General features: G+C 50.3%; 24 protein-coding genes. 22 read left to right on the top strand and 2 right to left on the bottom strand.

The window, feature by feature from the left end:
* The first annotated feature begins 1 nt into the window (after position 1).
* The 21 genes from xseA to BM185_RS10745 all read left to right on the top strand — a co-directional run bounded on the left by xseA (position 2) and on the right by BM185_RS10745 (position 22,505).
* Positions 2-1,366 carry an exodeoxyribonuclease VII large subunit gene (gene xseA / locus BM185_RS10845; protein ID WP_091963423.1) on the top strand — a complete coding sequence of 455 codons (1,365 nt, stop codon included), beginning with the start codon at positions 2-4 and terminating at the stop codon, positions 1,364-1,366.
* A 72-nt stretch (positions 1,367-1,438) separates the two neighbouring features.
* Positions 1,439-2,275 (top strand): peptidoglycan DD-metalloendopeptidase family protein, encoded by an 837-nt coding sequence (locus BM185_RS10840; protein WP_091963417.1) that lies wholly within the window; start codon positions 1,439-1,441, stop codon positions 2,273-2,275.
* Between the two features lie 39 nt (positions 2,276-2,314).
* Entirely contained in the window at positions 2,315-4,132 is a 1,818-nt protein-coding gene (locus tag BM185_RS10835; protein WP_091963414.1) for a Na/Pi cotransporter family protein, read from the top strand.
* Entirely contained in the window at positions 4,129-4,428 is a 300-nt protein-coding gene (locus BM185_RS10830) for a hypothetical protein (RefSeq protein ID WP_091963411.1), read from the top strand. The genes BM185_RS10835 and BM185_RS10830 overlap by 4 nt, the downstream gene beginning before the upstream one ends.
* A gap of 51 nt (positions 4,429-4,479) precedes the next feature.
* The gene (locus BM185_RS10825) at positions 4,480-5,565 is read left to right on the top strand and encodes an AI-2E family transporter (protein WP_091963408.1); all 1,086 of its coding nucleotides are present in this window, start codon (positions 4,480-4,482) and stop codon (positions 5,563-5,565) included.
* Between the two features lie 190 nt (positions 5,566-5,755).
* Complete coding sequence (locus BM185_RS10820; RefSeq protein ID WP_091963405.1) at positions 5,756-6,514, top strand: metal ABC transporter ATP-binding protein; 759 nt, start codon at positions 5,756-5,758, stop codon at positions 6,512-6,514.
* Positions 6,514-7,392, top strand: a complete 879-nt coding sequence (locus BM185_RS10815; protein WP_091963401.1) for a metal ABC transporter permease — start codon at positions 6,514-6,516, stop codon at positions 7,390-7,392. The genes BM185_RS10820 and BM185_RS10815 overlap by 1 nt, the downstream gene beginning before the upstream one ends.
* A 24-nt stretch (positions 7,393-7,416) precedes the next feature.
* Positions 7,417-8,475, top strand: coding sequence for a metal ABC transporter solute-binding protein, Zn/Mn family (locus tag BM185_RS10810; RefSeq protein ID WP_091963398.1), 1,059 nt, complete (start codon positions 7,417-7,419; stop codon positions 8,473-8,475).
* A gap of 65 nt (positions 8,476-8,540) precedes the next feature.
* Positions 8,541-9,176, top strand: coding sequence for a DUF1007 family protein (locus BM185_RS10805; RefSeq protein WP_091963395.1), 636 nt, complete (start codon positions 8,541-8,543; stop codon positions 9,174-9,176).
* Positions 9,167-10,243, top strand: a complete 1,077-nt coding sequence (locus BM185_RS10800; RefSeq protein WP_091963392.1) for a nickel/cobalt transporter — start codon at positions 9,167-9,169, stop codon at positions 10,241-10,243. Before BM185_RS10805 ends, BM185_RS10800 begins: the two co-directional genes overlap by 10 nt.
* A 198-nt stretch (positions 10,244-10,441) precedes the next feature.
* Entirely contained in the window at positions 10,442-10,966 is a 525-nt protein-coding gene (locus tag BM185_RS10795) for a PAS domain-containing protein (RefSeq protein WP_091963389.1), read from the top strand.
* Between the two features lie 3 nt (positions 10,967-10,969).
* Complete coding sequence (locus BM185_RS10790; protein WP_091963386.1) at positions 10,970-12,427, top strand: methyl-accepting chemotaxis protein; 1,458 nt, start codon at positions 10,970-10,972, stop codon at positions 12,425-12,427.
* A 125-nt stretch (positions 12,428-12,552) separates the two neighbouring features.
* Positions 12,553-14,475, top strand: coding sequence for a PrkA family serine protein kinase (locus tag BM185_RS10785; RefSeq protein WP_091963383.1), 1,923 nt, complete (start codon positions 12,553-12,555; stop codon positions 14,473-14,475).
* A 72-nt stretch (positions 14,476-14,547) separates the two neighbouring features.
* The gene (locus BM185_RS10780; protein WP_091963380.1) at positions 14,548-15,831 is read left to right on the top strand and encodes a YeaH/YhbH family protein; all 1,284 of its coding nucleotides are present in this window, start codon (positions 14,548-14,550) and stop codon (positions 15,829-15,831) included.
* Positions 15,828-17,348, top strand: a complete 1,521-nt coding sequence (locus BM185_RS10775) for a SpoVR family protein (RefSeq protein WP_091963377.1) — start codon at positions 15,828-15,830, stop codon at positions 17,346-17,348. The genes BM185_RS10780 and BM185_RS10775 overlap by 4 nt, the downstream gene beginning before the upstream one ends.
* Before the next feature lie 87 nt (positions 17,349-17,435).
* A complete protein-coding gene (locus BM185_RS10770) occupies positions 17,436-17,867 on the top strand; it encodes a nuclear transport factor 2 family protein (RefSeq protein ID WP_091963374.1) in 432 nt (143 codons plus the stop codon).
* 27 nt (positions 17,868-17,894) lie between these two features.
* Positions 17,895-18,653: an SDR family NAD(P)-dependent oxidoreductase gene (locus BM185_RS10765; RefSeq protein WP_091963371.1), complete on the top strand. Its 759-nt coding sequence runs from the start codon at positions 17,895-17,897 to the stop codon at positions 18,651-18,653.
* Positions 18,654-19,937 (top strand): NAD(P)/FAD-dependent oxidoreductase, encoded by a 1,284-nt coding sequence (locus BM185_RS10760; protein WP_091963368.1) that lies wholly within the window; start codon positions 18,654-18,656, stop codon positions 19,935-19,937.
* Complete coding sequence (locus tag BM185_RS10755) at positions 19,937-20,698, top strand: DUF1365 domain-containing protein (protein WP_091963365.1); 762 nt, start codon at positions 19,937-19,939, stop codon at positions 20,696-20,698. Before BM185_RS10760 ends, BM185_RS10755 begins: the two co-directional genes overlap by 1 nt.
* A complete protein-coding gene (locus BM185_RS10750; protein WP_091963363.1) occupies positions 20,695-21,972 on the top strand; it encodes an SAM-dependent methyltransferase in 1,278 nt (425 codons plus the stop codon). The genes BM185_RS10755 and BM185_RS10750 overlap by 4 nt, the downstream gene beginning before the upstream one ends.
* On the top strand, positions 21,969-22,505 hold the full coding sequence (locus BM185_RS10745; protein WP_091963360.1) for a DUF2878 domain-containing protein: 537 nt from the start codon (positions 21,969-21,971) through the stop codon (positions 22,503-22,505). Before BM185_RS10750 ends, BM185_RS10745 begins: the two co-directional genes overlap by 4 nt.
* On the opposite strand, the gene BM185_RS10740 is transcribed toward BM185_RS10745, so the two are convergent.
* On the bottom strand, positions 22,488-24,272 hold the full coding sequence (locus BM185_RS10740; protein ID WP_091963357.1) for a putative bifunctional diguanylate cyclase/phosphodiesterase: 1,785 nt from the start codon (positions 24,270-24,272) through the stop codon (positions 22,488-22,490). The two genes, BM185_RS10745 and BM185_RS10740, sit on opposite strands and share 18 nt — an antisense overlap.
* Positions 24,273-24,278: 6 nt before the next feature.
* Positions 24,279-25,844, bottom strand: coding sequence for a methyl-accepting chemotaxis protein (locus BM185_RS10735; RefSeq protein WP_091963354.1), 1,566 nt, complete (start codon positions 25,842-25,844; stop codon positions 24,279-24,281).
* Positions 25,845-26,075: 231 nt separating this feature from the next.
* On the opposite strand from BM185_RS10735, the gene fabA reads away from it, so the two are divergent.
* Positions 26,076-26,675: a 3-hydroxyacyl-[acyl-carrier-protein] dehydratase FabA gene (fabA, locus tag BM185_RS10730; RefSeq protein WP_091963351.1), complete on the top strand. Its 600-nt coding sequence runs from the start codon at positions 26,076-26,078 to the stop codon at positions 26,673-26,675.
* The last annotated feature ends 8 nt before the right edge of the window (positions 26,676-26,683 follow it).

Genomic DNA, 26,683 nt, shown 5'->3' with positions numbered 1-26,683 from the left:
GATGAGTCGATCCTTCTTCCAGGCTCCACAGGCCAGGGATTTGCAGCAGCGGTTAAGTGTCCGTCAACTGAATGCTCGTGCCCGGCAACTACTGGAACAAGGCTTGGCTCAGGTTTGGGTCGAAGGTGAAATTTCCAATTTTGTTGCCTCAGCGGCAGGGCATTGGTACTTCACGCTCAAGGATGCCCGGGCTCAACTCAGTTGTGTAATGTTTTCCGGTCGTAATCAGCTGAGCCTGCATCGGCCCAAAAATGGTGATCAGGTTCAGCTGCGCGGTCAGGTGAGCCTTTACGAAGGGCGCGGCCAGTATCAACTGCTGGCAGAGGAGCTTCGGCTCAGCGGTGAAGGCGATTTTTTAGCGCGTTTGGAGCAGCTGAAAAAAAAGCTGCAAGCTGAAGGACTTTTCAGTGCCGAGCGCAAACGCCCCCTGCCCACCTTTCCCCAATGTATCGGCTTGATTACTTCGTTACAGGGCGCCGCTCTGCGTGATCTTTTGCATGTCCTTAACCGGCGCTGGCCACTTGCCGAAATTCTGATTTACCCGGCTCAGGTTCAGGGTGCTGAAGCACCTGCTTCCTTGCGACGCGCTTTGGCGCAGGCGCAGTATCATGGTCAGCCAGAGGTCCTTGTGCTGGCGCGCGGCGGTGGGAGCCTTGAAGATCTGCAGGCCTTTAATGATGAAACCCTGGCGAGAATGGTCACTGCCAGTGCGATGCCAGTGGTTACGGGTGTTGGTCATGAAACTGATTTTACCCTGGTTGATTTTGTCAGTGATTTGCGAGCTCCTACGCCCTCAGCTGCAGCAGAAGCCGTCACCCCGGATAAGGATGCGTTCTTGGATCTTTTGCATTCTTATCAGGGGCGACTTACCCATGCCCAAGCCAGTAGCTTACGGCGCTGGCAACAGCAATTGGATAGCCTGGCACTCAGAGCAGCCAATCCCCAGCCTTTATTGGAAGGCCACAAACAGCTTCTGGGCAGAGTTTATCAGCGATTACTGGCCCAGCACCCCCAGCGGCGCCTGGAGCAACAGCGGCACTTGTTGCAACAACTGGAGCAGCGTTTGCATGCCGCTTCGCCGCTTAAGGTCACGCGACTGGGTCAACCCAGGCTGAAAGAGCTGCAAGCACGCTTGAGCCAGGCCAATCAGCGCTTGCTGACTAACCATCAGCAAAGACTGGAACAGCTAGCAGCCCGACTGCATGCCATGAGTCCGCTGCAAACTCTGGCCAGGGGCTATGCGCTGGTTAAAAATACTGAGGGCCAGGTTATTGGCTCCAGTGATCAGGTGAAGGTGGGTGCTGCTGTCGAAATTAAGCTGGCAAAGGGCGCACTTCTTTGCCGGGTTGAACAAACCAAAACCTAGACATTCACTGCTTGCAAAACCTTGGGTATCCGCTTATATAGAGGGCAAAGCCCAAGATTTGTGGAGAAGTTGATGTTGTCTCTTGCCCGTGCCCCCCTATTTACTCTATTGCTACTGATTTCGACTGGCTTGCTGGCTGAAGGCTTCTGGCCCAGGCAAGCCTTGGTGCCCGGTGGCATAGCGGTTCTGGAAGTACCCCAACGCAGTGAAGCACCACCCCATGTCTATTTTAATGATCGGCGTGTTTATACCGCACAAAAAGAAGGCCGCTGGTACGCTTGGGTAGGCATTCCCTTGAATCAAAAAGCCGGTCAAACCCAGGCCCTTTGGCGCACCCGTGATGGTGATCTGCCCCTGGCTTTTGAAGTGGGTGACTACCCTTATGAAGAGCAGCATTTGGATGTGGATTTTCGTTACGTTGAACTCTCAGAAGAAGATCTAGCCAGGGTGCGCCGGGAAACCCCGGAATTAAGGGGGGCTATGGATGAATTTCGTCCGGTTAGAGTGCGTCTGCCGGGAGAGGTTACCAAGCCCTTGGAAGGCCGTCATTCCAGCCCTTTTGGTTTACGCCGTGTATTTAATGGTGAACCCCGCAACCCACATAGTGGGTTGGATATCGCAGCACCCATGGATTCGCCTATCGTTGCTGCTTTTCCAGGCCGGGTAGTCGCTAAGAACCATTATTTCTTTAATGGCAAAACTCTGGTTATAGATCATGGTATGGGTATGACCAGCATGTACTGCCACATGAATGCTTTTGCCGATTTAAAAATTGGTGATGAAGTTGAAGCTGGCCAGCTGATTGGCAAGGTGGGTACTACGGGTCGGTCCACTGGCCCTCACCTACACTGGACGATGAGCCTTAATGGCGCCCGGGTTGATCCCGAACTCTTTTTGCCCGAAAACTAAGTTTTGTCAGCGCAAGAATAAAAAAACAAGGAAGCCAGCATGCTGAAAAAGTTTACCCTGCCCGTCGTTTTATTGGTTCTGGCCTATGCCCTCTGGGCCAGTGCCGATTTTATGGAAATAGCGGCAGGCGTGGCTTTGTTCATGTTTGGAATGCTCTGTTTGGAGGAAGGCTTTAAAACCTTCACCGGAGGGACCCTGGAAACCCTGCTGCGCAAGTCAACCAACCGCCTGTGGAAAAGCCTTTCCTTTGGTATGGTCAGCACAACGTTGATGCAGTCCAGCACCCTGGTTTCTCTGATAACCATTTCTTTTGTAAGTGCTGAGATGATCACCCTGGCCGCTGGTATCGGTGTGATCATGGGAGCCAATATCGGCACCACCACTGGTGCCTGGCTGATTGCTGGTTTGGGGCTTAGGGTCAATATTGCTGCCTATGCCATGCCCATGCTGGTGTTTGGTGTGGTCTTCCTGATGCAGAAAAGCAAGGCCATGAAGGGCTTGGGTTATCTGTTGATGGGTGCTGGCTTTTTATTCTTTGGCATCCACTATATGAAAGAGGGCTTTGATGCCTTCCAAAGTGCCTTTGATCTCTCAGCCTATAGCATGACCGGTATGCAGGGTGTTTTGCTGTTTACCCTGATCGGTATGCTGGTAACGGTCGTGATGCAGTCCAGCCATGCCACCCTGCTGATCATCATTACGGCCTTGGCTACTGGTCAGGTCAGCTATGAAAATGCCCTGGCTTTGGCGATAGGTGCCAACCTGGGAAGCGCTATTACCACTGCCTTGGGCGGGTTGGCCGCCAACCTGGGTGGGCGTCGCCTGGCGGCAGCTCATGTCGTTTTTAATGTGATCACCGCTCTGGTCGGTATTCTGCTGATTAATCAATTGGCCTGGGCTGTTGATCAAGGTGCTTTCCTATTAGGCATAGGGGATGAGGACTACCTGCTCAAGCTGGCACTTTTCCATACTCTGTTTAATGTCCTGGGGGTGATTTTGCTGGCTCCCTTTGTGAACCCTTTGGCCAGCCAGTTGGTAAAACGCATCTCCTATCAAAAACAGGCAGCCGAAACGCCTCTCTATCTTTTTCCGGAAGCCTTGGAAACACCGGAAACAGCAGTCGATGCGGTACGCAAGGAAGTTCATCATTTGTTTGATAATGCCTATGGCTTACTGGCCCATGGAGTCAGTCTCAAGCGGGCAACAATTGATTCCGAAGAGTCCCTGAGTGAGGCGGTTAAATATACTCGTAAAATTTTCCCCATTGATGTGGAAAATGCCTACGAAGAAAAAATAAAAAGCCTGCACAGTGAAATCGTGGCCTTTATTGCCGAAGCCCAGGCGCGAGAATCGAATCAAAGTGCCAGTGAAGCCCTCTATACCCTGAGGCAGGCTAGCCGCGATCTTGTGGAAGCGGTCAAGGGTATGAAGCATCTGCACAACAATCTAAGTCGCTATGGTCTATCGACTAATCCGGCCATACGTGAACGCTATGATCTAATTCGCTTGCAGTTAGCACGCCTGCTAAGAGATTTGCGGCTACTTTTGGATGCTGACCCTGAAGATGTCAGCTCTTTGTCATTAGATGCGCTTAGAGTTTCCTTAGAGAAATCCAGTCGTAAACTCCTGGATGATCTCGATGAAATGATTCGTCACCGGCGTTTGGCGGCTTCTATTGCCACTTCAGTGATGAATGATGAAAGCTATGTCAGTGATATTTGTAACAATTTGATTGATGCTGTTCATACCCTGCTGTTACCCCGTTTGGAAAATCAGTCTGATCAACTGACACTGGACAAGCAGGAAATCAAACAATTGGTTGATGAAGAAGCCAGGGATAATGGAGCCGAGTCATGAAGCTGAAAAAACTGATGGCACGTGTGAGCGATTTTTTGGATGCTGACAGCAAAACCCAGCTAGAAGAAATCAAGTCGATCCGCAAGGTATTAAAAGAGCTGAAAAGCAAGGAAAGGGACCTGAAAGACAAAATAGCCCAAGTTCCAGCTAAAAATACTGAAGACAAAGAAGAGCTACAAATCAAGCTGGATGTCATCTATGCCCAGCGTAAAAAAGGCCTGGATCGGGTTAAGGAACTGAAAAAGCTGCTGCAAGAGAAAAAAAGAATAAAGCTACAACGAGCCAGTGAGCTGTAGCTGATTGGGGGAATCAGTTAAACTGGGCGTTTTAAGATTTGAGGCCCAGCTATGCCGAAAAATATGGATTTTCCAACCTCTGGCCTTAACTGGTTGCTAGGTCTGGCTGCACTGGTGATCATCCTGGCCGGGCTCAAGGCTGCAGAAACCATTGTTCTGCCTTTGCTGCTGGCACTTTTTATCGGCATCATTGCCACTCCTCCCCTGCATTTTATGACGGCCCGCAAGGTGCCAGTAATAGCAGCCATTCTGATTATTATCATTTTCCTGGTGATTTTTGGTGGCCTCCTGGGCCTTTTTGTTGGTAGTGCGATAGATACCTTTGTCGGGCGTTTGCCGGAATATCAAAAGCGCCTGGAAGCTGAAATGGTGGGTTTGCTGCCTCTACTCGAAGGCCTGGGAGCCCCGGTAAACCGTGAACAGCTGCTTGAGCATTTTAACCCTTCACAGATGATGGACTGGGTTGGTAAGGCACTATCCAATCTCGGTGCCCTGCTGACGAATCTGATGCTGATGGTGTTTATTTTGGTTTTCCTGCTTTTGGAAGAAGCCACTTTTCCCAAAAAATTGCGCCAAGCCCTGCCCGATGCTGAAAGATCCCTACGTAATGCTCAGGACTTCATTCGTCAGGTCAACAAATACCTGGTTATCAAGTCGACGATCAGTTTGGCCACGGGTGTATTGATTGCTTGCTGGACCTGGTTTATGGGTCTGGATTTTCCTTTGCTTTGGGGATTAATCGCCCTGTTGATGAACTTTATACCCAATGTGGGTTCCATTTTGGCAGCCATTCCTGCGGTTCTTCTGGCAATTGTGCAATTGAGTCTGCCTGAAGCGGCAGTGATTGCTGGCGGCTATCTGTTGGTCAATGTGCTAATGGGCAATTTGATCGAACCCCGCTTTATGGGACGAGGGCTGGGTCTTTCACCGCTGGTGGTATTTTTGTCCTTGATTCTTTGGGGTTGGCTGTTTGGTGCTGTAGGGATGTTTTTATCCATTCCCTTGACAATGATCGTCAAGATTGCTCTGGAGCAGTCTGCTTCCACCCAGTGGCTGGCCGTCATGCTGGGTGATGCACTAGGCAGTGAAGAGCCCGAAGAGTCAGATAATGAGGAAGATGAAAAGAAAACCGCCTGACCGGTTTCAGTGGTTGAAGTCGGGTAGGTCCGCTGTTATATTTGTTATGTTATAACATTTGTGAGGCGTCATGAAACCTGTCTATGTTTCCCTGCTACAGCAGGGTATCCTTGTTCGCCTGCTGGCGTTGGCCCCGGTGCTTGCAGTGCTCTGGTTACTAGTTCTCTGGGCAATTCGTTAGGTAATGATTATGCAAACCCCTCAGGCCCTGCTGAGTTTTGAAAATTTAACTCTGGGCTATGAACGCCACCCGGCGGTGCACCATTTACAAGGAACTCTGTTCAAGGGTGATCTGATGGCAGTCGTTGGCCCCAATGGTGCAGGCAAATCGACGCTTTTGAAGGGTTTGATGAATGAGCTTCGCCCCTTGGGCGGCAAAATTCGTTGGGTTGAAAAGCGGCCCTCTTTGGCCTATTTACCGCAAAGGTCTGGCCTGAATTTGGACTTTCCTTTGCGTGTTTCTGATTTTGTCAGCCTGGGTCACTGGCCGCGTTTGGGTGCTTTTGCTTCCGTGGGTCGCAAGCAGCGCCAAGCGGTAGGTCATGCCCTGGCCCAGGTAGGCATGCAGGGTTTTGAAAAGCGATCCCTGGATTCTCTTTCCGGCGGGCAGCTACAGCGTATTTTATTTGCCCGCCTGCTACTGGAAGATGCGCAGCTGTTGCTGCTGGATGAACCCTTTTCAGCGGTTGATGAGCAAACCACAGCTGATTTATTAAAGTTGATCCACCAATGGAACCAAGAGGGGCGCACCATCCTTACGGTTTTACATGACTTGCGCCAGGTGCGTCAGCATTTCCCCAAGTGTTTACTGCTGGCTAGGGATGCTGTGGCCTTGGGACCAACACCTGAAGTGCTCACCGACGATAATTTGGCGAAGGCAAGAAATATGCAGGCTCCCTTTGACCCTCTGGCGCCGGTTTGTGAAGCCGACCTTGAGGAAGCCAGGTAATGCTGGAATTTGTTTATCAACTGCTTTTTGAGCCTTTTTTTGAATATGGCTTTATGCGCCGGGCCTTAATTGGGTGTATTGCCTTGAGTATTAGTGCCACCCCTGTGGGTGTTTTTCTAATGCTTAGGCGCATGAGCTTAACCGGCGATGCAGTGGCCCATGCGATTCTTCCAGGGGCGGCTTTGGGTTATATGGTTGCTGGCCTGTCGCTGGGAGCCATGACTTTGGGTGGCTTGGTCGCTGGCTGGATAGTGGCTTTGCTTGCCGGTGGTCTGGCCAGGATTACGGTGCTTAAAGAAGATGCCAACCTGGCAGTTTTTTACCTCTTATCTTTGGCATTGGGGGTACTCCTGGTTTCAACCCAAAGCCGCAATGTGGATCTTTTGCACCTGCTTTTCGGCAGTGTACTGGCGTTGAATAATGAAGCCGTGCTCCTTTTGGCGGGCATTGCCACCGTAACCTTGATAGCCCTGGCCGTATTTTTAAGGCCTTTGGTGCTGGAGTGCCTGGACCCGGGGTTTTTAAAACGGCAAAGCAGTATAGGTACGCCCACTCACCTGATTTTTTTGGCCCTGGTGGTGTTGAACCTGGTCGCAGGCTTCCAGGCGTTGGGTACTTTAATGGCAGTGGGCATTATGATTCTGCCAGCAACCGCCGCGCGCTTTTGGGCCAGACAGCTGGATCAATTGTTATTCACGGCGGTGGCTCTGGCGCTCTTGGGTAGCTGGGGCGGTTTGCTGATGTCCTGGCATTGGGATGTGCCCACTGGCCCAGCGATTATTTTAATGCTGGGCTTTTTGCATCTGGTTTCACTCTTTTTGGGCCAGGATGGCTTGCTCAAGCGTTGGGTTCATCCCGGTAAGCATCTTAAATCTTGATTCTAAACTCTGCGAGGTTAAGGCATGGTCATAAAAAAAGCAGTGGCTTTATTGGTGGGGGCTAGCTTGTTTATTGCAGCAGGCCAAGTGGTGGCAGATCGTGAAGAACCTTTAAAAGTTGTCACTACCTTTAGTATTTTGCAGGATATGACCCAGGTTGTGGGTGGTGACCGAGTGAGTGTTACCAGTCTGGTCGGGGCCAATGAAGATGCCCATATTTATCAACCCAGACCTTCTGATTCAAGAACCCTGGTACAGGCTGACCTGGTTATCCAGAATGGCCTGGACTTTAAAGGCTGGATGGAAAGGCTGCTGGATGCCAGCGGCTACCGTGGCCCCCTGGTAAAAGCGACTCAGGGCATTGAGCGTTTGGAAATGGCTGACCATGATGATCACGGACACGGACACGGACACGGACACGGACACGGACACGGACATAGTGACCATGGCCATAAGCATGATGACCATGGCCACAAACACAAGCATGACCACGATTCTAAAAAGGATGATCATAACCACGGCCACGGCCACGGCCATGATCATCATGATCATGGTGACTATGATCCGCACGCTTGGCAAAGCCTGGTTCAAGCCCAAGTCTATGTCGATAATATTCTTAAGGGCCTGATTGAAGCTGATCCCGAAGGTGAGGAGTATTACACAGAAAGAGCCCAAGCTTACCAGCAGCAAATGCAGGATCTGCATGAAAACTACAAGCAGCGTTTTGATGCCTTGAGCGAAGAACGCCGCACCTTTATGACACCCCATGATGCTTTTGGTTATCTGGCGGCAACCTATGGTCTCAAGGTGGTGGCACCTCAGGGCATCAGCACGGCATCTGAGCCCTCAGCATCAGAAATGGCTTCTTTGGTTCGCCAAATTCGTGATCAGCAGGTTAAGGCCTTGTTTATGGAAAATATTGGTGACACACGTTTGGTTGAGCAGTTGCAAAGAGAAACGGGTGCCGGCATGGGTGGCGTGCTTTATTCGGATGCCCTTTCTGCCGAAGATGAGCCAGCAGCAACCTATTTGCAGATGATGGAGCACAACCTGCAAACCGTGATTTCAGCCTTGGAACAATAACTGGTCAAAGGGGTCAGATTCTGGCAGTTTAGCAGGCTCTGGAAATTGTAGGATACTGACCCTTTATGCGTTACTTCTGGTTAACACTTGTTTTATGTTTGGCTTTAATGGGTCAGCTCCAGGCCCATCCACATGTTTGGATAGATCTTAGGGTCAACCCCAAGTTTGATGCTGAAGGCCAGCTGATTGCTCTTCAGCAATCTTGGCGTTTTGATCCATTTTACAGCCTTCTATTGATTGAGGAGCTGGAAAAAGGGGGGCCAGCAGAAGAGCTGGAAGAGCGAATTGATCAACTGGCTTTGGAAGTGGTGCGCAATCTGGAAAATTTTGATTTTTTCACCCGTTTGCGTGTCGAAGGCCGACGTCAGAGGTTTGCTGAAGTACAGGAGTTTAACTTAATGCAAATAGGCCGCCGCATAGAATTTAGCTTCGTTCTACCCCTGGCAGAGCCTGTGCAGTTAGAGCAGGTGTCTATGCAGTATCAGGTCTATGATCCCTCTTACTATATTGAAATTCTGCATGCCACGGATCAGGAACCAGCGCCTGAATGGCTGCCTGCTGCTTGTCAGTTTCAGGTGGAAGCCCCCAACCCTTCCAGTGATCTCATTGAAAAGGCTCTGGCACTGGATGAAAATGAAGTTCCGGAGGACCCTCTCCTAGGTGAGTATTTTGCTGAAACGGTTTATCTGAAATGCCTCTGATCAAGACCCTTCTCCTGCTGTTCTTTTTGCTATTCAGTACGGCTGCTCAGGCAACCCCTTTGCCTGGCTCCACAGGTACTGAATCGCGACAGGAGCAACAACTGAGTCAGCAGGGTGAACAGCAAGTTAAAAAAGCCAGTTACTGGCAGCAGTTCAATCATTGGGTTTTACAAAAGCAAAGAGACTTTCATCGTCAGCTCACCAGCAGCATCGAAGCTATCCAGGAGCAAGCTTCCTGGCAGACAGCAGGTGCCTTGCTGTTGATTAGTTTCGGGTATGGGGTTTTTCATGCTGCAGGCCCAGGCCATGGTAAGGCTGTACTCACCGCCTATCTGGTGACCCAGCCCGAAAAACTTCGAAGGGGCCTAGTGTTATCTTTCCTGGCTTCGTTACTCCAGGGGTTAACAGCCATTTTGCTGGTGACCCTTTTGGTTCACCTACTGGGTCGTTTAGCCAGGGAAGCCTTCTCAAGTGTTCTCTATGTTGAAATGCTTAGCTTTGCAGTGGTTGCTTTACTGGGTCTGGGTTTGTTGCTTACTGCTCTGCGCCGTTTGTTCAGGCAGCTCAAGCAGACTTATCAACATCGTCAAGAGGCTACTTCCCAGCTGTCTTTTCAACCGGTAATGGCAGCGACTTCATCAGGCTTAGCACCCCTGGGGTCTTCCCCAGGCGCCTGCCCTTCCTGTGGCAAGGTTCATCATGTTGCCCCTGAGCAAGCAGAAGGTAAAAGCCGACTGCAAACACTGGGCCTGCTCTTATCCATTGGGTTACGCCCCTGTTCAGGTGCTGTGTTGGTTCTGGTGGTTGCCAATCTCCTGGGCCTTTGGTGGATCGGTGTGGGTTCGGTAATGGTGATGGCTTTGGGTACTTCCATTACAGTCATGACCCTGGCCGTTTTAGCCGTTAAAACCCGTGATCTGGCCTACCATCTATTGGGTTTACAAGGTACAAGCTTAGCTTGGGTTTCAATTACTTTAGGTGCCTTGGGAGGTCTTTTTATTCTTTTCCTTGGAGTCACCCTCATGTTAGGAGTGACTGCTACCCGCCACCCTTTAGGCATTGTTTAGATTGTGGATAAGTTTGTGGAGGGAAGGGGATAAAACCTGTGGTGACTTGTGAATAATCCCTTGGAAGCCGCCTTTTGTAGACTAAATGACATTCTTTTGATCTGGGTTAAAATTTGAACGCTATTCAGTAGAGCAGGGATAGAAGTACAGGGTTAGACTCCATTAATGTCAGTAATCTACTGTTTATGGAGTCTTGTAATGACCTCTGCAGCTGCTATGGAAATTAAGCTGGATGATGATGATCTGATCGTAAGCAAGACAGATCCTAAGGGACGCATTACCTACGCTAACCGTCGTTTTATGGAAATCGCAGGCTATTCGGAGCCGCAACTTCTTGGTAAACCCCATAATCTGATTCGTCATGCTGACATGCCCCGAGGGGTTTTTCGTTTCCTGTGGCAAACCCTGCAAAAGAATGAGGAGTTTTTCGGTTATGTCAAAAACCGAACGGCTTCTGGAGGCTACTACTGGGTTTTTGCCAATATCACCCCTGACTACACTGCGGGCGCTCAACTGGCAGGCTATTTTTCAGTTCGGCGTCGTCCCAATCGTTCCGCCCTCATTCAAGTCAGTGATTGGTACCGCCAAATGCGGGCCATTGAAGCTGAAGAAACCCCCAGCAAAGCTCCCGAGGCCTCCATGCAATGGCTGCTGGAACAGGTGCGTCAGCAGGGCGTCAGCTACAAGCAATTGATCGATCAGCTCGAAGACTTGCCGGAGTAAGTTATGTACAAAGCAAAACTGGACCAGCATCTGTCCAAGGGCTCACCTTTTTTGAGCAGTAAATTTCTGATTGCCTGTATCGTCTTTAACTTCTTGATCATGGCGACGGCCCTTTTGGTCTTGTTAACCACTCATTGGCTGTGGATCTGGCTGCCTTCTTTGCTGGCATTGGTATTTACGCTTTATGCCTGGCGTTATTCACGTAAGCCGCTCATTACTCTGTCACTGATTGATGCGGCCTTACAAAAAGCACGAGTCGGTGAAATGCATCACCGCATTACCCATACTGCAGGCCTGGGTGAGGTTGGCAAGGTCAGTTGGGATTTGAATGATTTTTTGGATTTGATTGAAAGCTACTTTAAGGAAGTGAATGCGGCTTTTAATGCAGTTTCCAAGCAGGACTATAGCCGTAAAGCCCTTTCCAAGGGGATGCCAGGAGAATTTGCCCTCTCTTTGGATAGCATCAACCAATCCATTGATGCTATGCAAGCCAATCGCTCTTTTACTGAACAAAACCGTATGGCTTCGCAGCTGCATGAACTTAATACCGGTAACCTGCGCGCTAATTTGCAATTGAGCCAACAGGATATGCAACAAATCAGTAAGCGCATGGCAAAGATTGCAGAAAGCTCTGATAAAAATGCCGCCAATGCCCGTAGCAGTCAGAGGACTGCTCGTGAGCTGGGTGGTTTGCTGGAGCAAATTGTTGCCAGTGTGGGCCGGGTGAGTAGCACGGTTGAAAACCTGAATCAGCATACCGGAGCTGTTTCCGAAGCCTTGCAATCCATTGCGGATATCTCCGATCAGACCAGTTTGCTGGCCCTGAATGCATCCATAGAAGCGGCCCGCGCTGGTGAGCAGGGGCGCGGTTTTGCAGTGGTTGCTGATGAAGTCAAACAGCTATCGACGAAAACCAAAAATGCGGCCCAGAGCATTAGTGCCATCCTGAATAATTTCAGTCAACAGGTCGAGATTTCCTTGCAAGGAACCCGTGCCAGTGAAGAAATTGCCGGACAAGTCTCCAGGGAGGTCGAAGGCTTTCAGCAGCGTTTTGCCGAGGTGGCAGAAGATGCTGAACTGACCCTGGCCGAGGTTGAATTTATCAAGGATCAAAGCTTTGCGTCCCTGTTAAAAATTGATCATATTTTGGGTAAGCAGCTGGGTTATGCAGGGCTCAATGCCAATGTTGACCGCGAGGCTTATCAGCAGGATTTACCGGATCGTCTGGAGCGTTGGCTGGCGCGAACCGAAACCACAGATATGGGACGCCTGCCTGCTTTTGAGCGCATTCGTGATGAGCATTTAAGCGTTCAGCAAGCCATTCAGCAGGCCTGGTCAGACTATGTTAATCAGGGCCTGGATGCACGCGAAGAAATTGTTACCCAGATGCAGGCTGCTGAAGACAGTAGCCGTGAACTCATGCAGGCGATAGATGCGCTGGTAGCTAGTCGACACCAATAATTGCTTTCTGGTCATTTGCAGCTATTTGTAAACGAAAGGCACTCTTTTTCCTGACTTTTGTCTATGCTGAGAAATAAGGCATTCCTGCCAAGTGCAGGGACAGGTTTTGCGAAGGGGGTGACACCATGAGCATTTTTGATCGTGTACAAAGCCGTTATGAGCGAGTTCAGCAGGAAAGCATGAGCTTGCAGGATTACTTACAACTGTGTCGAAAGGAACCCAGCGCCTATGCCACAGCCGCAGAACGCATGCTCTTGGCGATAGGCGAACCTGAAGTCATCGATACTGCTCGTGATCCTCGTTTATCACGCATTTTCATGAACAAGGTGATTAAGCGGTATCCGGCTTTCCCTGAGTTTTTTGGTATGGAAGAAGCCATAGAGCAGATCGTTTCTTACTTCCGCCATGCTGCTCAAGGGCTGGAAGAGCGTAAGCAAATACTTTACCTGCTGGGCCCTGTCGGTGGTGGTAAATCCTCTCTGGCTGAGCGTCTCAAGCTGTTGATGGAGCATCAACCCTTCTATGCTCTCAAGGGCTCCCCGGTTTATGAGTCGCCACTGGGCCTGTTTGATCCTGAAGAAGATGGCCAGCTTCTGGAAGAAGAATACGGTATCCCCCGCCGTTATCTGAAATCCATTCCTTCACCCTGGGCGGCCAAGCGCTTGAAGGAATTTGGCGGTGATATTAGTAAATTTGAAGTGGTTCGCCTCTATCCTTCGCGCTTAAACCAGGTTGCAATTGCCAAAACCGAACCAGGCGATGAAAACAACCAGGATATTTCTTCTTTGGTGGGTAAGGTGGATATTCGCAAGCTGGAGCATTACGCACAAGATGACCCTGATGCTTATAGCTTCTCAGGAGGTCTTTGCCATGCCAACCAAGGCCTGTTGGAATTTGTCGAGATGTTCAAGGCGCCCATCAAGGTATTGCATCCACTGCTGACAGCTACTCAAGAAGGTAACTACAACCCCACTGAAGGCATGGGCGCGATTCCCTTTGAAGGCATGGTGCTGGCTCACTCCAATGAGTCCGAATGGCAAACTTTCCGGAATAACCGCAACAATGAAGCTTTTCTTGATCGTATTTATATTGTCAAGGTGCCCTACTGTCTGAGGGTTTCGGAAGAAATTAACATCTACAAGAAGCTGCTGGAAAACTCCTCGCTTTCAGAAGCGCCCTGCGCACCCGATACTCTGAAGATGCTGGCCCAGTTTTCTGTGCTTTCACGCCTAAAAGAACCAGAAAACTCAAATATCTTCTCGAAAATGCGGGTCTATGACGGTGAAAATCTGAAAGACACCGATCCCAAAGCCAAATCCATTCAGGAGTATCGGGATGATGCCGGGGTTAATGAAGGCATGGATGGCTTGTCTACCCGCTTTGCGTTCAAAATTCTGTCGCGGGTGTTCAACTTTGATTCCACGGAAACAGCCGCCAACCCGGTGCATCTGATGTATGTACTTGAGCAGCAGATCGAGCAGCAACAATTCTCAGATGACGTGCATGATCGCTATCTGCGTTTTATTAAAGAATGGCTGGCACCCCGCTATGTGGAATTCATTGGCAAGGAAATTCAGACCGCCTATTTGGAATCCTATAGCGAATATGGCCAAAACATCTTTGACCGCTATGTCACCTATGCTGATTTCTGGATTCAGGATCAAGAATTCCGTGACCCTGAAACCGGTGAAATGCTGGATCGCCAAGCCCTTAATGAAGAGCTGGAAAAAATTGAGAAACCGGCGGGCATTTCCAATCCCAAGGATTTCCGCCACGAGGTGGTCAACTTTGTGTTGCGGGCCAGAGCACAAAACAATGGCAACAACCCCAGTTGGCAGAGTTATGAAAAACTGCGCAGTGTCATCGAGCACAAGATGTTTGCCAATACCGAAGAGCTGCTGCCAGTTATTTCTTTCAATGCCAAGGCGTCAACCGCCGATCAGAAAAAACACGAAGACTTTGTTGCTCGCATGAAAGACCGCGGCTACACCGAAAAACAGGTGCGCCTGCTGTCTGAATGGTACTTGAGAGTCAGAAAATCTCAGTAATCGGTGACTCTAAGGCAGGGATGCCTTGTCTAAGTGATTAAGGTCATTTTCTGGCCACCAAGTGAGGTGAGCATGGGTTATTTCATCGACCGACGCCCCAACGGCAAGAACAAGAGTACGGTCAACCGTCAGCGGTTTTTGCGGCGTTATCGCAAGCATATCCGCAAGGCGGTGAATGAAGCCGTCAAAAAGCGTTCAATTACCGATATGGAAAGGGGTGAAGAAGTCAGTATCCCTGACAGGGATATCAGTGAGCCCGTTTTTCAGCAAGGCAAAGCGGGTCGCAAAAATGTTGTGCATCCAGGCAACAAAAAATTTAACCAGGGTGACCGGGTTGACCGTCCACCCAATGCGGGCGGCGGCGGAGGTGGCTCAGGTTCAGGAGCCAGTCAGGATGGCAGTGGTGAAGATGAATTTGCCTTTACGCTGACGCGTGACGAATTCATGGACTTTCTGTTTGATGATCTGGAATTGCCCAACCTGGTCCGTAAAGAGCTGACCGAAACGGATGAAACCCGCCCCGTCCATGGCGGCATCGTGCGTCAGGGTACGCCTTCCCGCTTGCATGTGGTGCGTTCCATGCGTTCGGCCTATGCACGCCGGCTGGCCATGGGCTCGGGAATCAAGCGGGAGCTTAAGGAGTGTGAGGCGGCCCTGGCTGAAGAAGAAGCCAAAGAGACCGCTCTGCGTAATCCTTTGCGTATTCGTGAGCTGGAAGAAGCGATCGAACAGCTACAAAAGCGTTTGGCGGCCATTCCCTATCTGGATGATGAAGATCTGCGCTATCGACATATGAAGCAGCAGCCGGTCCCGGCAACCCAAGCGGTAATGCTGTGCATTATGGATGTTTCCGGTTCCATGACTGAAAGGCACAAGGAGTTGGCCAAGCGCTTTTTCTTACTGCTGTATTTGTTTCTTGAACGCAGCTATAAAAAAGTCGAGCTGGTTTTTATACGCCACCATACTACCGCCCGAGAAGTCGGCGAAGAGGAATTCTTTTACTCGCGGGAAACCGGGGGCACTATCGTATCCAGTGCACTTAAACTGGCCTCAAGCATTCTTGAAGCCCGTTATCCGGCAAGTCGCTGGAATGCTTACATTGCCCAGGCTTCAGATGGGGACAACTGGGATGATGACTCGGATATCTGTGCGGAATGGATGACCAAAAAGCTCATGCCAAGGGTCAGCTATTTTGCCTATGTGGAAATCACGCCCCATGCACACCAGGCGCTTTGGGAGGCCTATACAGAAATTCAAACGGCCTTCCCGGATAACTTTGCCATGCGCCAATTCTATGAGCCCAGTGAAATCTATCCTGTATTCCGTGAGCTCTTTCAGAAAGAGAGGTCATCATGAGCAAACGTGAACCCCTGGCCAGAGGCAGTGAGTGGAACTTTGAACTACTTCAAGACTATGAGCGGGAAATTGCCCGCCTGGCTGAAAAGTACCGACTGGATACCTACCCCAACCAAATTGAAGTCATCTCCAGTGAGCAGATGATGGATGCTTATGCCGCTACCGGTATGCCCGTGGGTTATCACCACTGGTCCTACGGCAAGCATTTTCTCAAGGTACAGCAGGCCTACAAGCGGGGTCAGATGGGCTTGGCCTATGAATTGGTCATCAACTCCAACCCCTGTATTGCTTATTTGATGGAAGAAAACACCCTGATGATGCAGGTGCTGGTGATGGCTCATGCCAGCTATGGGCATAATTCTTTCTTTAAAAATAACTACCTCTTCCGTACCTGGACGGATGCTGAAGGCATCATCGACTATCTGGTATTTGCCCGCCAATACGTCAGTGAGTGCGAAGAACGCTATGGAATCGATGCGGTAGAAACCCTTTTGGATGCTTGTCATGCGCTGCAAACGCATGGAGTGGATCGCTATAAGCGTCCACGCCCTCTGTCTGCCCAGGAAGAAAGAGAGCGCCAACAGGAAAGAGAAGCCATTTTGCAGCAGCAGGTCAATGATCTCTGGCGGACGCTGCCGAATATGAATCCAGAAAAGGAACTGGAAGCCAATCGGCATCAACGCTTTCCCAGTGAACCCCAGGAAAATCTACTTTATTTTGTGGAAAAACATGCGCCCTTACTGGAACCCTGGCAGAGAGAGCTGGTGCGTATTGTTCGCAAGATAGCGCAATACTTTTATCCACAACGTCAAACCCAAGTCATGAATGAAGGCTGGGCAACCTTTTGGCACTACACCCTGATGAATGATCTCTATGATGAAGGCTTGGTTGATGAAGGCTTTATTCTGGAGTTTCTGCAGTCCCACACCAGTGTAGTGATGCAGCCGGATTATGACAGTCCCTTTTATTCCGGGATTAACCCCTATGCTTTGGGCTTTGCCATCTACACAGATATTAAGCGTATTTGCCAAAATCCCACCGAAGAGGATAAGCGCTGGTTTCCTGATCTTGCCGGAGCTGACTGGTTAGATACGCTGCATTGGGCTATGCGTGATTTTAAGGATGAATCCTTTATCCAACAGTTTCTCTCCCCCAAGGTGATACGTGACCTGCACCTCTTTGCCGTGGTTGATGATGATCGTGAGAGCCAATATGAAATCTCGGCGATTCATGATGACAGCGGCTACCGTGAAGTACGCCAAACGCTTTCCGAGCAATATAACCTCAGCCTGAGAGACCCCAATATCCAGGTTTGGGAAGCCCATCTGCGGGGTGATCGCAGCCTGACTTTACGCCATGTTCGCCAAAACCGGCGTAACCTTGCTGAACCCACGCTGGAGGTCTTGCGCCATTTGCATACCCTCTGGGGCTTTCCAGTCAAATTGGAAAGCTGGGACGGGAATGAAAAAATCAGTGAACTCCACTGGCCGCTGGCTGAAGAAAAAGAACAAGCCTGACTGAATTAAAACACTTGTTTGTTTTCAAAAACTGGCTAGAGTCTTTCTTAAATTGGCTGGATGAACTCCATTTTCGACGAGGTGTCTATGCCCTGTACAACAAGGGTTAAAGAATTCTTTGACTTTTATCAAAAGTTAGACAAGAATTCTACTAGTGATTTGGCAAGCTTCTACGATGAAGCGATTGTGTTTATCGACCCCCTACATCGGGTTGAGGGTCTCCCTGCGCTGATTGCCTATTTTGATCGGCTTTATGCTCGGGTAAGTGAGATAGATTTTGAGTTTGCTGAGCCAGATACCAGTGGTGATCGCGTTTGGTGTACTTGGGTGATGACTTATCGCCACCCAAAGATCAACCGAGGTCAACCGGTAAAAGTTGAAGGAGCAAGTCGTTTGGATTGGAAGCAAGACAAGGTTGTTTGCCACCGTGATTTTTTTGATGCCGGGCAGATGCTTTGGGAACAGCTTCCACTTTTGGGCTCAATACTGGCCCTCCTGAAAAAGCGCGCAACAGGTTGATTGAATCTGCTGCGCAGGAGTTACTAAATGCAGCAGCTGAAACCTGAAAGTCGTATTTGGATCACCGGTGCTGGATCAGGCATAGGTAAAGCACTGGTTGAGCGTCTGGCTGCTGAAGGTCATCAGCTGGTTATTACCGCACGTACCTCAGCTAGCCTGGAAGATTTGGCGCAGTTGAGTGAGGAGCGGATTCTGGCTGCACCGGCCGATGTAACCCAATTGAGTGAATTACAAGAAGTTGCCAAGAAGGTGGAAGAACACTTGGGCGGCCTGGATATGGTTATCCTTAATGCCGGAACCTGTGAATACCTTGATGATGGGCAGGTCGATGCAGCCCTGGTTCGTCGGGTTATGGAAACCAACTTTATGGGCCTGGTGAATACCCTGGAAGTGGCTCAGCCCCTGCTAAAAAACTCAGCACATCCTTACCTGGTCGCCATTTCCAGCGCGGCTGCCTATTCCCCTCTGCCCCGTGCCGAGGCCTATGGTGCCTCTAAGGCAGCGGTCAGCTATTTCATGGAAAGCCTAAGAGTGGACCTGGCGGCAAAAGGTGTTGGAGTCAGTGTTGTCTATCCTGGTTTTGTCAAAACACCCCTGACCGACCGGAATGACTTCCCCATGCCCATGCGCATCAGTGCTGAACAAGCAGCAGCTGACATAGTTGCAGGCTTGAAAAAAGGCCAGCCTGAAATTCGTGTACCCCGCTTGTTTGTAGCGATGCTTCGCAGGCTGGGACGCCTGCCCTTTTTTATTCGTACACGCTTGACTCAGAGGATGGTGCGCTAAATGGACAATCAAAAGACGATTGCCGTAATTGGTTCGGGCATTGCTGGAATGACAGCGGCCCATCTGCTGTCCAGGCGCTATCAAGTGACCCTGTTTGAAGCTGAAGAAAGGCTCGGTGGGCATACGGCAACTCGCGATGTGCAGGTTGAAGGGCGTCAACTGGCTGTCGATACCGGTTTTATTGTCTTCAATGACTGGACCTACCCCAACTTTATTCGCTTGCTGGATCAGCTCGGCGTGCCTTCCCAGCCGACTGAAATGAGCTTTTCGGTGAGCTGTGAACTTTCGGGGCTGGAATATAACGGCCACAATCTGAACACCCTCTTTGCTCAGCGCCGTAATCTGATCAGTCCACGCTTTTTGGGTATGATTCGGGATATCTTGCGTTTTAATAAGGAGGCCCCCCAAGAACTGGAAGCGGGCTTTTTGGGAACCAGTGAAACCCTGGGTGCTTACCTGGATCGTAAGGGTTATAGCCAGGCCTTTATGCAGGACTATCTGGTGCCCATGGGGGCGGCTATCTGGTCATCCGGGCTAACCGCCATGCGCGAGTTTCCCGTGCTGTTTTTTGTTCGCTTTTTCAAGAACCATGGCCTGCTAAGCGTTAAAAACCGCCCTCAATGGCGGGTGCTTCAGGGCGGCAGCCGCTCTTATATCGAGCCCCTGGTCAAACCCTTTGCAGAACAGCTACGTCTCGCCAGCCCCGTCGAGGCGATCTACCGTGAAGGTGATCGGGTCAAGCTGGTGTCCCGCTGGGGTGACGAATATTTTGATGAGGTAGTTTTGGCTTGTCACAGTGACCAGGCTTTGCAACTCCTGAAAGATGCCACCACAACAGAAGCCAGGCTGCTGCAGGCGATTCCTTATCAGGCCAATGATGTCATTTTACATACTGACTCCAGCCTTTTACCTCGCAATCAGCGAGCCTGGGCGAGCTGGAACTACCGCCGTCGTGATCCAGCGCGCCTGCAGCCAGGACAGGATGATTCCACCCTGGTCAGCTTGACCTACTATATGAACCGTTTACAGGGTTTGGATGTGAGGACACCCATCAGCGTCACCCTCAATGACAGTCCGGCCATAGATCCTGACAAGGTGCTGGGGCGTTACCGTTTTGATCATCCCGTGTTTACTCTGGAAGGTATGGCCGCTCAGCAGGAATTAAGAAAGGTTAATGGCCATCAGCATACCTGGTTCTGTGGTGCCTGGTGTCGTAATGGCTTTCATGAAGATGGTGTGGCCAGTGCCCTGGCGGTCACCGAAAAACTGGGTGTAAGTCTGTGATGACTGGCCAGGCACTAACCAGCCGTTTTTATACCGGCACCCTAAGGCACAGGCGCTTTTACCCTGCACGCCATGCCTTTACCTACCGTTTGTTTATGTGCTGGCTGAACCTGGATGAGCTGGATCAGTTGTCATTTACCCGCCAGCGTAAAGGCTGGCACTGGATGCGTTTTAAGCGTGAAGACTATCTCACTCCTCATAACTTACCGCTCAAGCAGGCCGTTTTAGAGGAAGTTGAACGCCAGTTGGGTTTCAGACCGGAAGGTAAAGTCTTTGCATTGACTCACCTGCGTTATGGCGGCCTTTGTTTTAACCCGATCAGCCTTTATTACTGTTTTGATCACCAGGGTGACTTGCAGGCCGTTTTGGGTGATGTCTCTAATTTTCCTTGGCAAGAGCGTAGGCCTTACGCCGTTGCCTGCCAGCCGCATCAGCAAAAGCATCAGGCTCGCTTTGATAAGCAGATGCATGTCTCACCTTTCAATCCCATGAACCAAGAATATGCTTGGCAATTTACGACACCGGCTGAGCAATTGGTCATGCATATGGAAAACTTAGACCCGGATGGTTCGATTCCTTTTGATGCAACCCTGGTTCTTAAGCGCCGTGATGATTTGGGTGCTTCTCCACTCAAGCTTTTATTTCGCCACCCCTGGATGTCGCTCAAGGTGGTGGCAGCTATTCACTTTGAAGCCCTGCGTCTGTGGCTGAAAAAAAACCCTGTTTATGCTCATCCTGAAAAAAAGGAGTCAGAGCGATGAAAGCTGAAAAACTGATTACATCTGAACAAAAATCGGGTTGGTCGCTGCGTCTATTTCGGAAACTGGCCCTGCGCTTGTTGAATGAACTGGATCAGGTGTGTATCCATATCCAGGACCAAGAGGGCGTTTGGATGCTGGGTCAGCCTGATGCCAAGGATAGCGTGACGGTCGTTTTTCATGATTGCCAGATGTGGCGGGATCTGGCCTTGGGTGGCACCATGACGGCTGCTGAGGCTTATATGGATGGGCGCTGGACGTGCAGTGACCTGGTTATGCTAACCCGGATTATGGGTCGTAACCTGGAAAAACTACGTAAGCAGTTGGATAACCCCTTAAAGCGTTTGGGTGCACCCCTGAACCGCTTGGCCCATTTCCTGAACCGCAATACCAAAACAGGCTCCAGACGCAATATCAGTGCCCACTATGACCTGGGTAATGACTTCTTTCGTCTGTTTCTGGATCGGGATCACAAGATGTATTCCAGTGCTATCTACCCCTATATGGAAGCCAGCCTGGAAGAAGCTTCGGCTTATAAGCTGGAGCGTATTTGCCAGAAACTGGAACTTAAACCTGAAGATCATTTGTTGGAGATAGGGACTGGCTGGGGTGGCATGGCAATCTACGCAGCCAAGCACTATGGCTGCCGAGTGACCACCACCACCATCTCCCGTGAGCAGCTGGAACATGCCAGGAAAAGAGTGGCTGAGGAAGGTCTTGAAGAGAAGGTGACGCTACTCTTTGAAGACTATCGGGATTTAACCGGTCAGTACGACAAGCTGGTATCCATTGAAATGATCGAAGCCGTCGGCCATCAGTATTTGCCAACCTACCTGAAAACCCTGCAAGAGCGTTTGAAACCGAATGGACTGGGATTGATTCAAGCGATTACCATTCCTGACCAGCGCTATCAGGAAGCAGTCAAAAAAGTGGATTTTATTAAGAAGCACATTTTCCCGGGTGGTTTTTTACCCAGCCACAGCAGCTTAATGCGTGAAATGGCTGAGCATACGGACATGAACCTTTTGCACCTTGAAGAAATAGGGTTTCATTACGCACGCACTTTAAATGTTTGGCGGGAGCGTTTTTTGGCCCAACTGGATGCCGTCAAAAAACTGGGCTATGACCAGCGCTTCATCCGTATGTGGGACTATTATCTTTGTTACTGTGAGGGTGGATTTATGGAAAGGGCTATAGGCACCAGCCAGCTGCTTTTGGCAAGACCGGAAAACCGGCGTCAGAATTTATTGGGCCACTTCACAGGCCGGCCATTATGACTGCGAAAATTCTACCCGGACGTATTCAGCAGCTGATTATTAACGCGCTGGTTTTCCAGATAGGCTGGTTTGCTTGTGTGCTGGGTGGTACTACGCCCTGGCTGATTGTTGTGATGGGCCTTTTAGCATTTCACCTTTTATTTTTGGCCGACCGCAATGAGGCTCGTTTTCTGCTTTTGGTTGCTGCTCTGGGTACTCTGGTTGATAGCCTCTGGATGCAGGCCGGCTGGATGGTTTTCCCAGGTTGGGAAGCGGCCTGGATTCCACCCTGGTTGATACTTCTATGGATGCTGTTCGGCACCTTACTGCGCCATGCCCTGAGTTGGTTGCAGGACCGCTGGATTTTGGCGACTGTTTTGGGTGCTTTGGGTGGCAGTAGTAGTTATCTGGCTGGCGCTGAACTGGGTGCTGCGGAACTACCACAGGGGCGGTGGATGACTTTTTTGGCCTTCGCTCTGACCTGGGCGCTGCTATTTCCGCTGCTTATGTGGATTGCCAAACGCTGGCCTTCTGAATCAGGAGAAATTAGCTGATTGGACGCGCTGTTGAACCAGCAGTTTCTGTGTTGCCTCAGCATCACAGGGTCTACCAAAGTAATAGCCCTGTAGCAGGTCGCAGCCCTTACGCTTCAAATAGTCAGCTTGGTTTTCGTCTTCAACACCTTCGGCAACCACGGTCATTTTCAAGCCCCGACAAAGAGCCAGAGTAGACTCAACGATGGCCCGGTCGGCTTCGTTGGCAGGCAGGCCGCGAATAAAGGCGCGGTCAAGTTTCAACTGATTAACGGGTAGGTGTTTTAAATAAGCCAGCGATGAATAACCCGTGCCAAAGTCATCAATGGCCAGGTGAACCCCTGCTGAAGAAAGGGCATCCAGGCGCTTAAGGGTATCTTCGTCCTGCTCAACAAAAACACCTTCGGTCAATTCAAGCTCCAAAATGTCGGGAGGTAGCTGATACTTGTTAAGTAGCGATAGCAGGTTATCAACAAAGTTCTCAGCTTGAAATTCCAGTGGTGAGACATTTACTGCCAAGCGGCTGGGAGCAATCTCCAAATGTTGCCAATAGGCATAGTGGCGCAAAGACTGGTCCAGAATCCACTGGCCCAGTGCTTCCATCAAACCATGACGTTCGGCCATGGGGATAAACTTGTCGGGTGGAATGCGACCCAGAGTCGGATGATCCCAGCGCAAGAGAACTTCCAGGGTGTGGATTTGATGAGTGGCTGCATTGACCAGAGGCTGGAAGTTTAGACTGAGTTCATTGTTTGCCAAAGCATCCCTAAGCCCCTGAAGCATGATTAAGGGGTTTTTGTCCTCACGTAGTTCCTGGGTGAAGTGGCGGTTTTGGCCTGCACCCTTGGCTTTTGCTGCATGCAATGCCAGCTCTGCTTCCTGCAATAACTCATTGACTGTTTTGGTCGCATCCTGCCAGTTGCTGGTGCCGATCGAAAAGCTGAATTCCATCAACTTGCCTTTGATTGCAAAGGGTTTGCTGATGCCCTCTCTTATATTGTTGATCAAAGCAAGGCGATCGCCCTCATCATCTCCTGAAGTCAGGGGCAGGGCGCAGATAAAGACATCGGAAGCATGGCGTGCAACCAGTCCTTTACTGCACTCCTTAAGGCGGCGAGCCAGACTGGTTAGTAATTGATCACCTACAGCAAAGCCGTAGCTGGCATTGACCAGGCGGAAGTTATCGATATCCACCAGTGCCAAGCACCAGCGTTTTTGTAGATTGGGAAGCTGATGAGAAAGCTCCCGCAGGGTGTTGGCCGTGGTGGGTAAGCCGGTTAAACGGTCATGCTCAGTGGCATGTTCCAGGCGGGCTTCTTGGCGTCGATGCTCAGTAATATCAGTGAAAACCGCGACAAAGTGGGTGATTTCGCCATCGGCATCCTTAACCGCCGTAGCTGTCAGCCATTCCAGATAGATTTCACCATCCTTGCGGCGATTCCAGATTTCACCTTGCCAGATGCCCTCTTTGAGTAGGGTTTGCCAGTAATCCTCATAGAAGTCACTATCGTGATAGCCCGAACTAAGAATTCTGGGGTTTTCACCAAGAACTTCAGCTTCACTATAGCCAGTAACCTGGGTAAAGGTTCGATTGACGGCAATAATGCTACCAGCAGGATCGGTAATGGTTACCGCATCATGGGTATGATCAAATACCTGCTTTAACAGCCGGAAGATGACCTTACGGTTTTTTTCTTTATGTTTCCTGTAGGCATAGCCGGCCATGAGGCCGATCAAGAGGGCCATTAAAGTGGCCAGGCTAATGGCTAGCAGGAAACTTAAATCCATAATGATCTACCTGCGTCCGAACGCTCTGGCGAGTGAGTGCATTTGATGGACCTGCAGGGTCAGGTTGTCCGCACTTTTGGAAGTGTCTTCAGCTTTATCGCGGGTTTTGTGGGCCAGGTCTCTGACCTGCGCCAGGCTGGAAACCACACTATCGCTGGCGGTAACCTGCTGCTCAAGAGCTGCGGCAACTCTTTGACTGGCAGCAAGCACCTCGTCGGCCGCCTGAGTCAGGCTGCTTAGTACGCTGCCGGCAGTTTCTATCTGATCAACTGTCATCTGGCTGTCCTCACGGCTGGCCAGAACCTGTTCAACAGCGATACTGATATTTTTGCGAATGGCTTCTATTCGTCCGGTAATGGTTTCAGTAACTTCCTGAGTACTGGATGCAAGTTGGCGCACGGCATCGGCAACTACCGCAAAACCCCGGCCGGATTCACCGGCTCTTGCGGCTTCTATGGCAGCATTTAGGGCCAAAAGGTTGGTTTGGTCAGCAATATCGGTAATGGCGCCAATACTTTTGCTGATAGCTTCAGCGTCATCGCGCAGGGTTTCAATACTGTCTACTGCCAGTTCAAAACGGTTGGCCATGCGGCGTACACTGCCGACACTTTCTTCAACACTGGTCTGCCCGCGCTGAGTTTGTTGGTGCATTTCATCACTGGCCGTCTTAATGCCCTGCATGTTGGTTTCCAGTTCATGAATGCTGCCGGCTAGCTGCTCTGCCATTCCGGCCAAGTGGTCAATATGATTTTCCTGTTCGCGAACTCCTTGTTCGGCATCATGCATGGCTGCATCGGTTGAGGAAGCGACTTCATTAAGGGTCAGGGTCGCATCTTCAACCCGGCCTATGACGGTCCTCAATTGGGCTTCCTGCATACGCAGGGCCAAATCCAGGGCACCAAATTCGCTCATATTGCCGCTGTAGACCTGCTGGGCGACCGAGTTATCAATAATATTCAGTGCCTTACCATAAACATTCTTGAGTGGGTTCAAGAACCAGGCAGCAGCACCCAGTAAGGCCAAGCCAGCAGAACCAACCAGAAAGCCAGCGAAGGTGCGGCTATCAACCAGGTAAAGAATCAGTAAGGTGGAAAGAATTTGAGCCAGCATCAGTCCGAGCAGGACACCATAGACCGACCACCGGGGTTTGGGTGCTTTTTGCTTGCCGGAATTGATGGCTGCATAGGTTTCTTGAGCCCGTTCAACCAGCTTGTTACCCGCTTTAACGCGCACGGATTGATAGCCAACATGCTTTTCACCGTCAAAAATCGGGGAAACATAGGCATCGACCCAGTAAAAGTCGCCATTTTTACAGCGATTTTTAACCACCCCCATCCAGGACTCACCTTTTTTCAGGCGTGCCCAGAGGTCGGCAAAGGCCAGGGGCGGCATTTCCGGGTGGCGAACCTTATTGTGGTTTTTGCCGACCAACTCTTCAGCGCTAAAACCACTGATGCGCTGGAAATCTTCATTGGCATATTGGGTTATGCCCTTGAGGTCCGTTGTTGATACCAGTCGGTCTCCTGCTGACAGGGAAACTTCTTTGTCCGTTACAGGTAAATTTGTTTTCATAATTGCTGGCTACTGTAGACAAGCTGCTGTCGTTTCCTGGCAGCAGGGATGTGAGCAAGTGGAATTAATAAGACATGATTATATCAGTGTCTTGGCTTTTCTGTCGGTTAAGTCTTGCAACAGAAGATGTTGGATCTTATCAGGAAAGCCTTTTTGAGCTGAGTTTGCTGATTTACAGAAGACTTTTTATGTCTTTTTGATCTATCGCAAGCCGCCATAGGTAAGGGATAGATGCAAATTTGGGATTCAGGCAGTAAACTAAGCAGGGATGATAACTATAAACATGACTTTATTTCTCAACAGTGGAAAGACTCAGTGACTCCTAAAAACTCCTATACCTACGAAGAACTCCTCGATTGCGGCCATGGCAAGCTTTTCGGACCAGGCAATGCACAGCTCCCTGTTCCCAACATGTTGATGCTCGACCGTATTACCCATATTTCCTCTGAAGGTGGGGCCTACGGTAAAGGGCAAATAGTTGCCGAATTGGATATTCATCCTGACCTCTGGTTTTTTGCATGCCACTTCCCTGGTGATCCCGTAATGCCCGGTTGCCTGGGCCTGGATGCCATGTGGCAGCTGGTAGGTTTCTATCTGGGTTGGCAAGGTAACCCAGGGCGTGGCCGCGCACTGGGCAGTGGTGAAGTTAAATTCACCGGACAGGTACTGCCGGATGCCAAGGTGGTCACCTACAAGATTGATATTAAACGTACGATGAACCGTAAACTGGTACTGGGCATTGCTGACGGTATTGTGGAAGTGGATGGACGCAAAATCTACGAGGCCAAGGATCTGCGTGTCGGGCTGTTTACCAGCACCAGTGGATTCTGAATGAGGGT

Source organism: Marinospirillum celere (assembly GCF_900112235.1).
Taxonomy (GTDB): domain Bacteria; phylum Pseudomonadota; class Gammaproteobacteria; order Pseudomonadales; family Halomonadaceae; genus Marinospirillum; species Marinospirillum celere.
The sequence above is the reverse complement of the archived record's forward strand: the minus strand, read 5'-3'. Positions and strand labels throughout refer to the sequence as shown.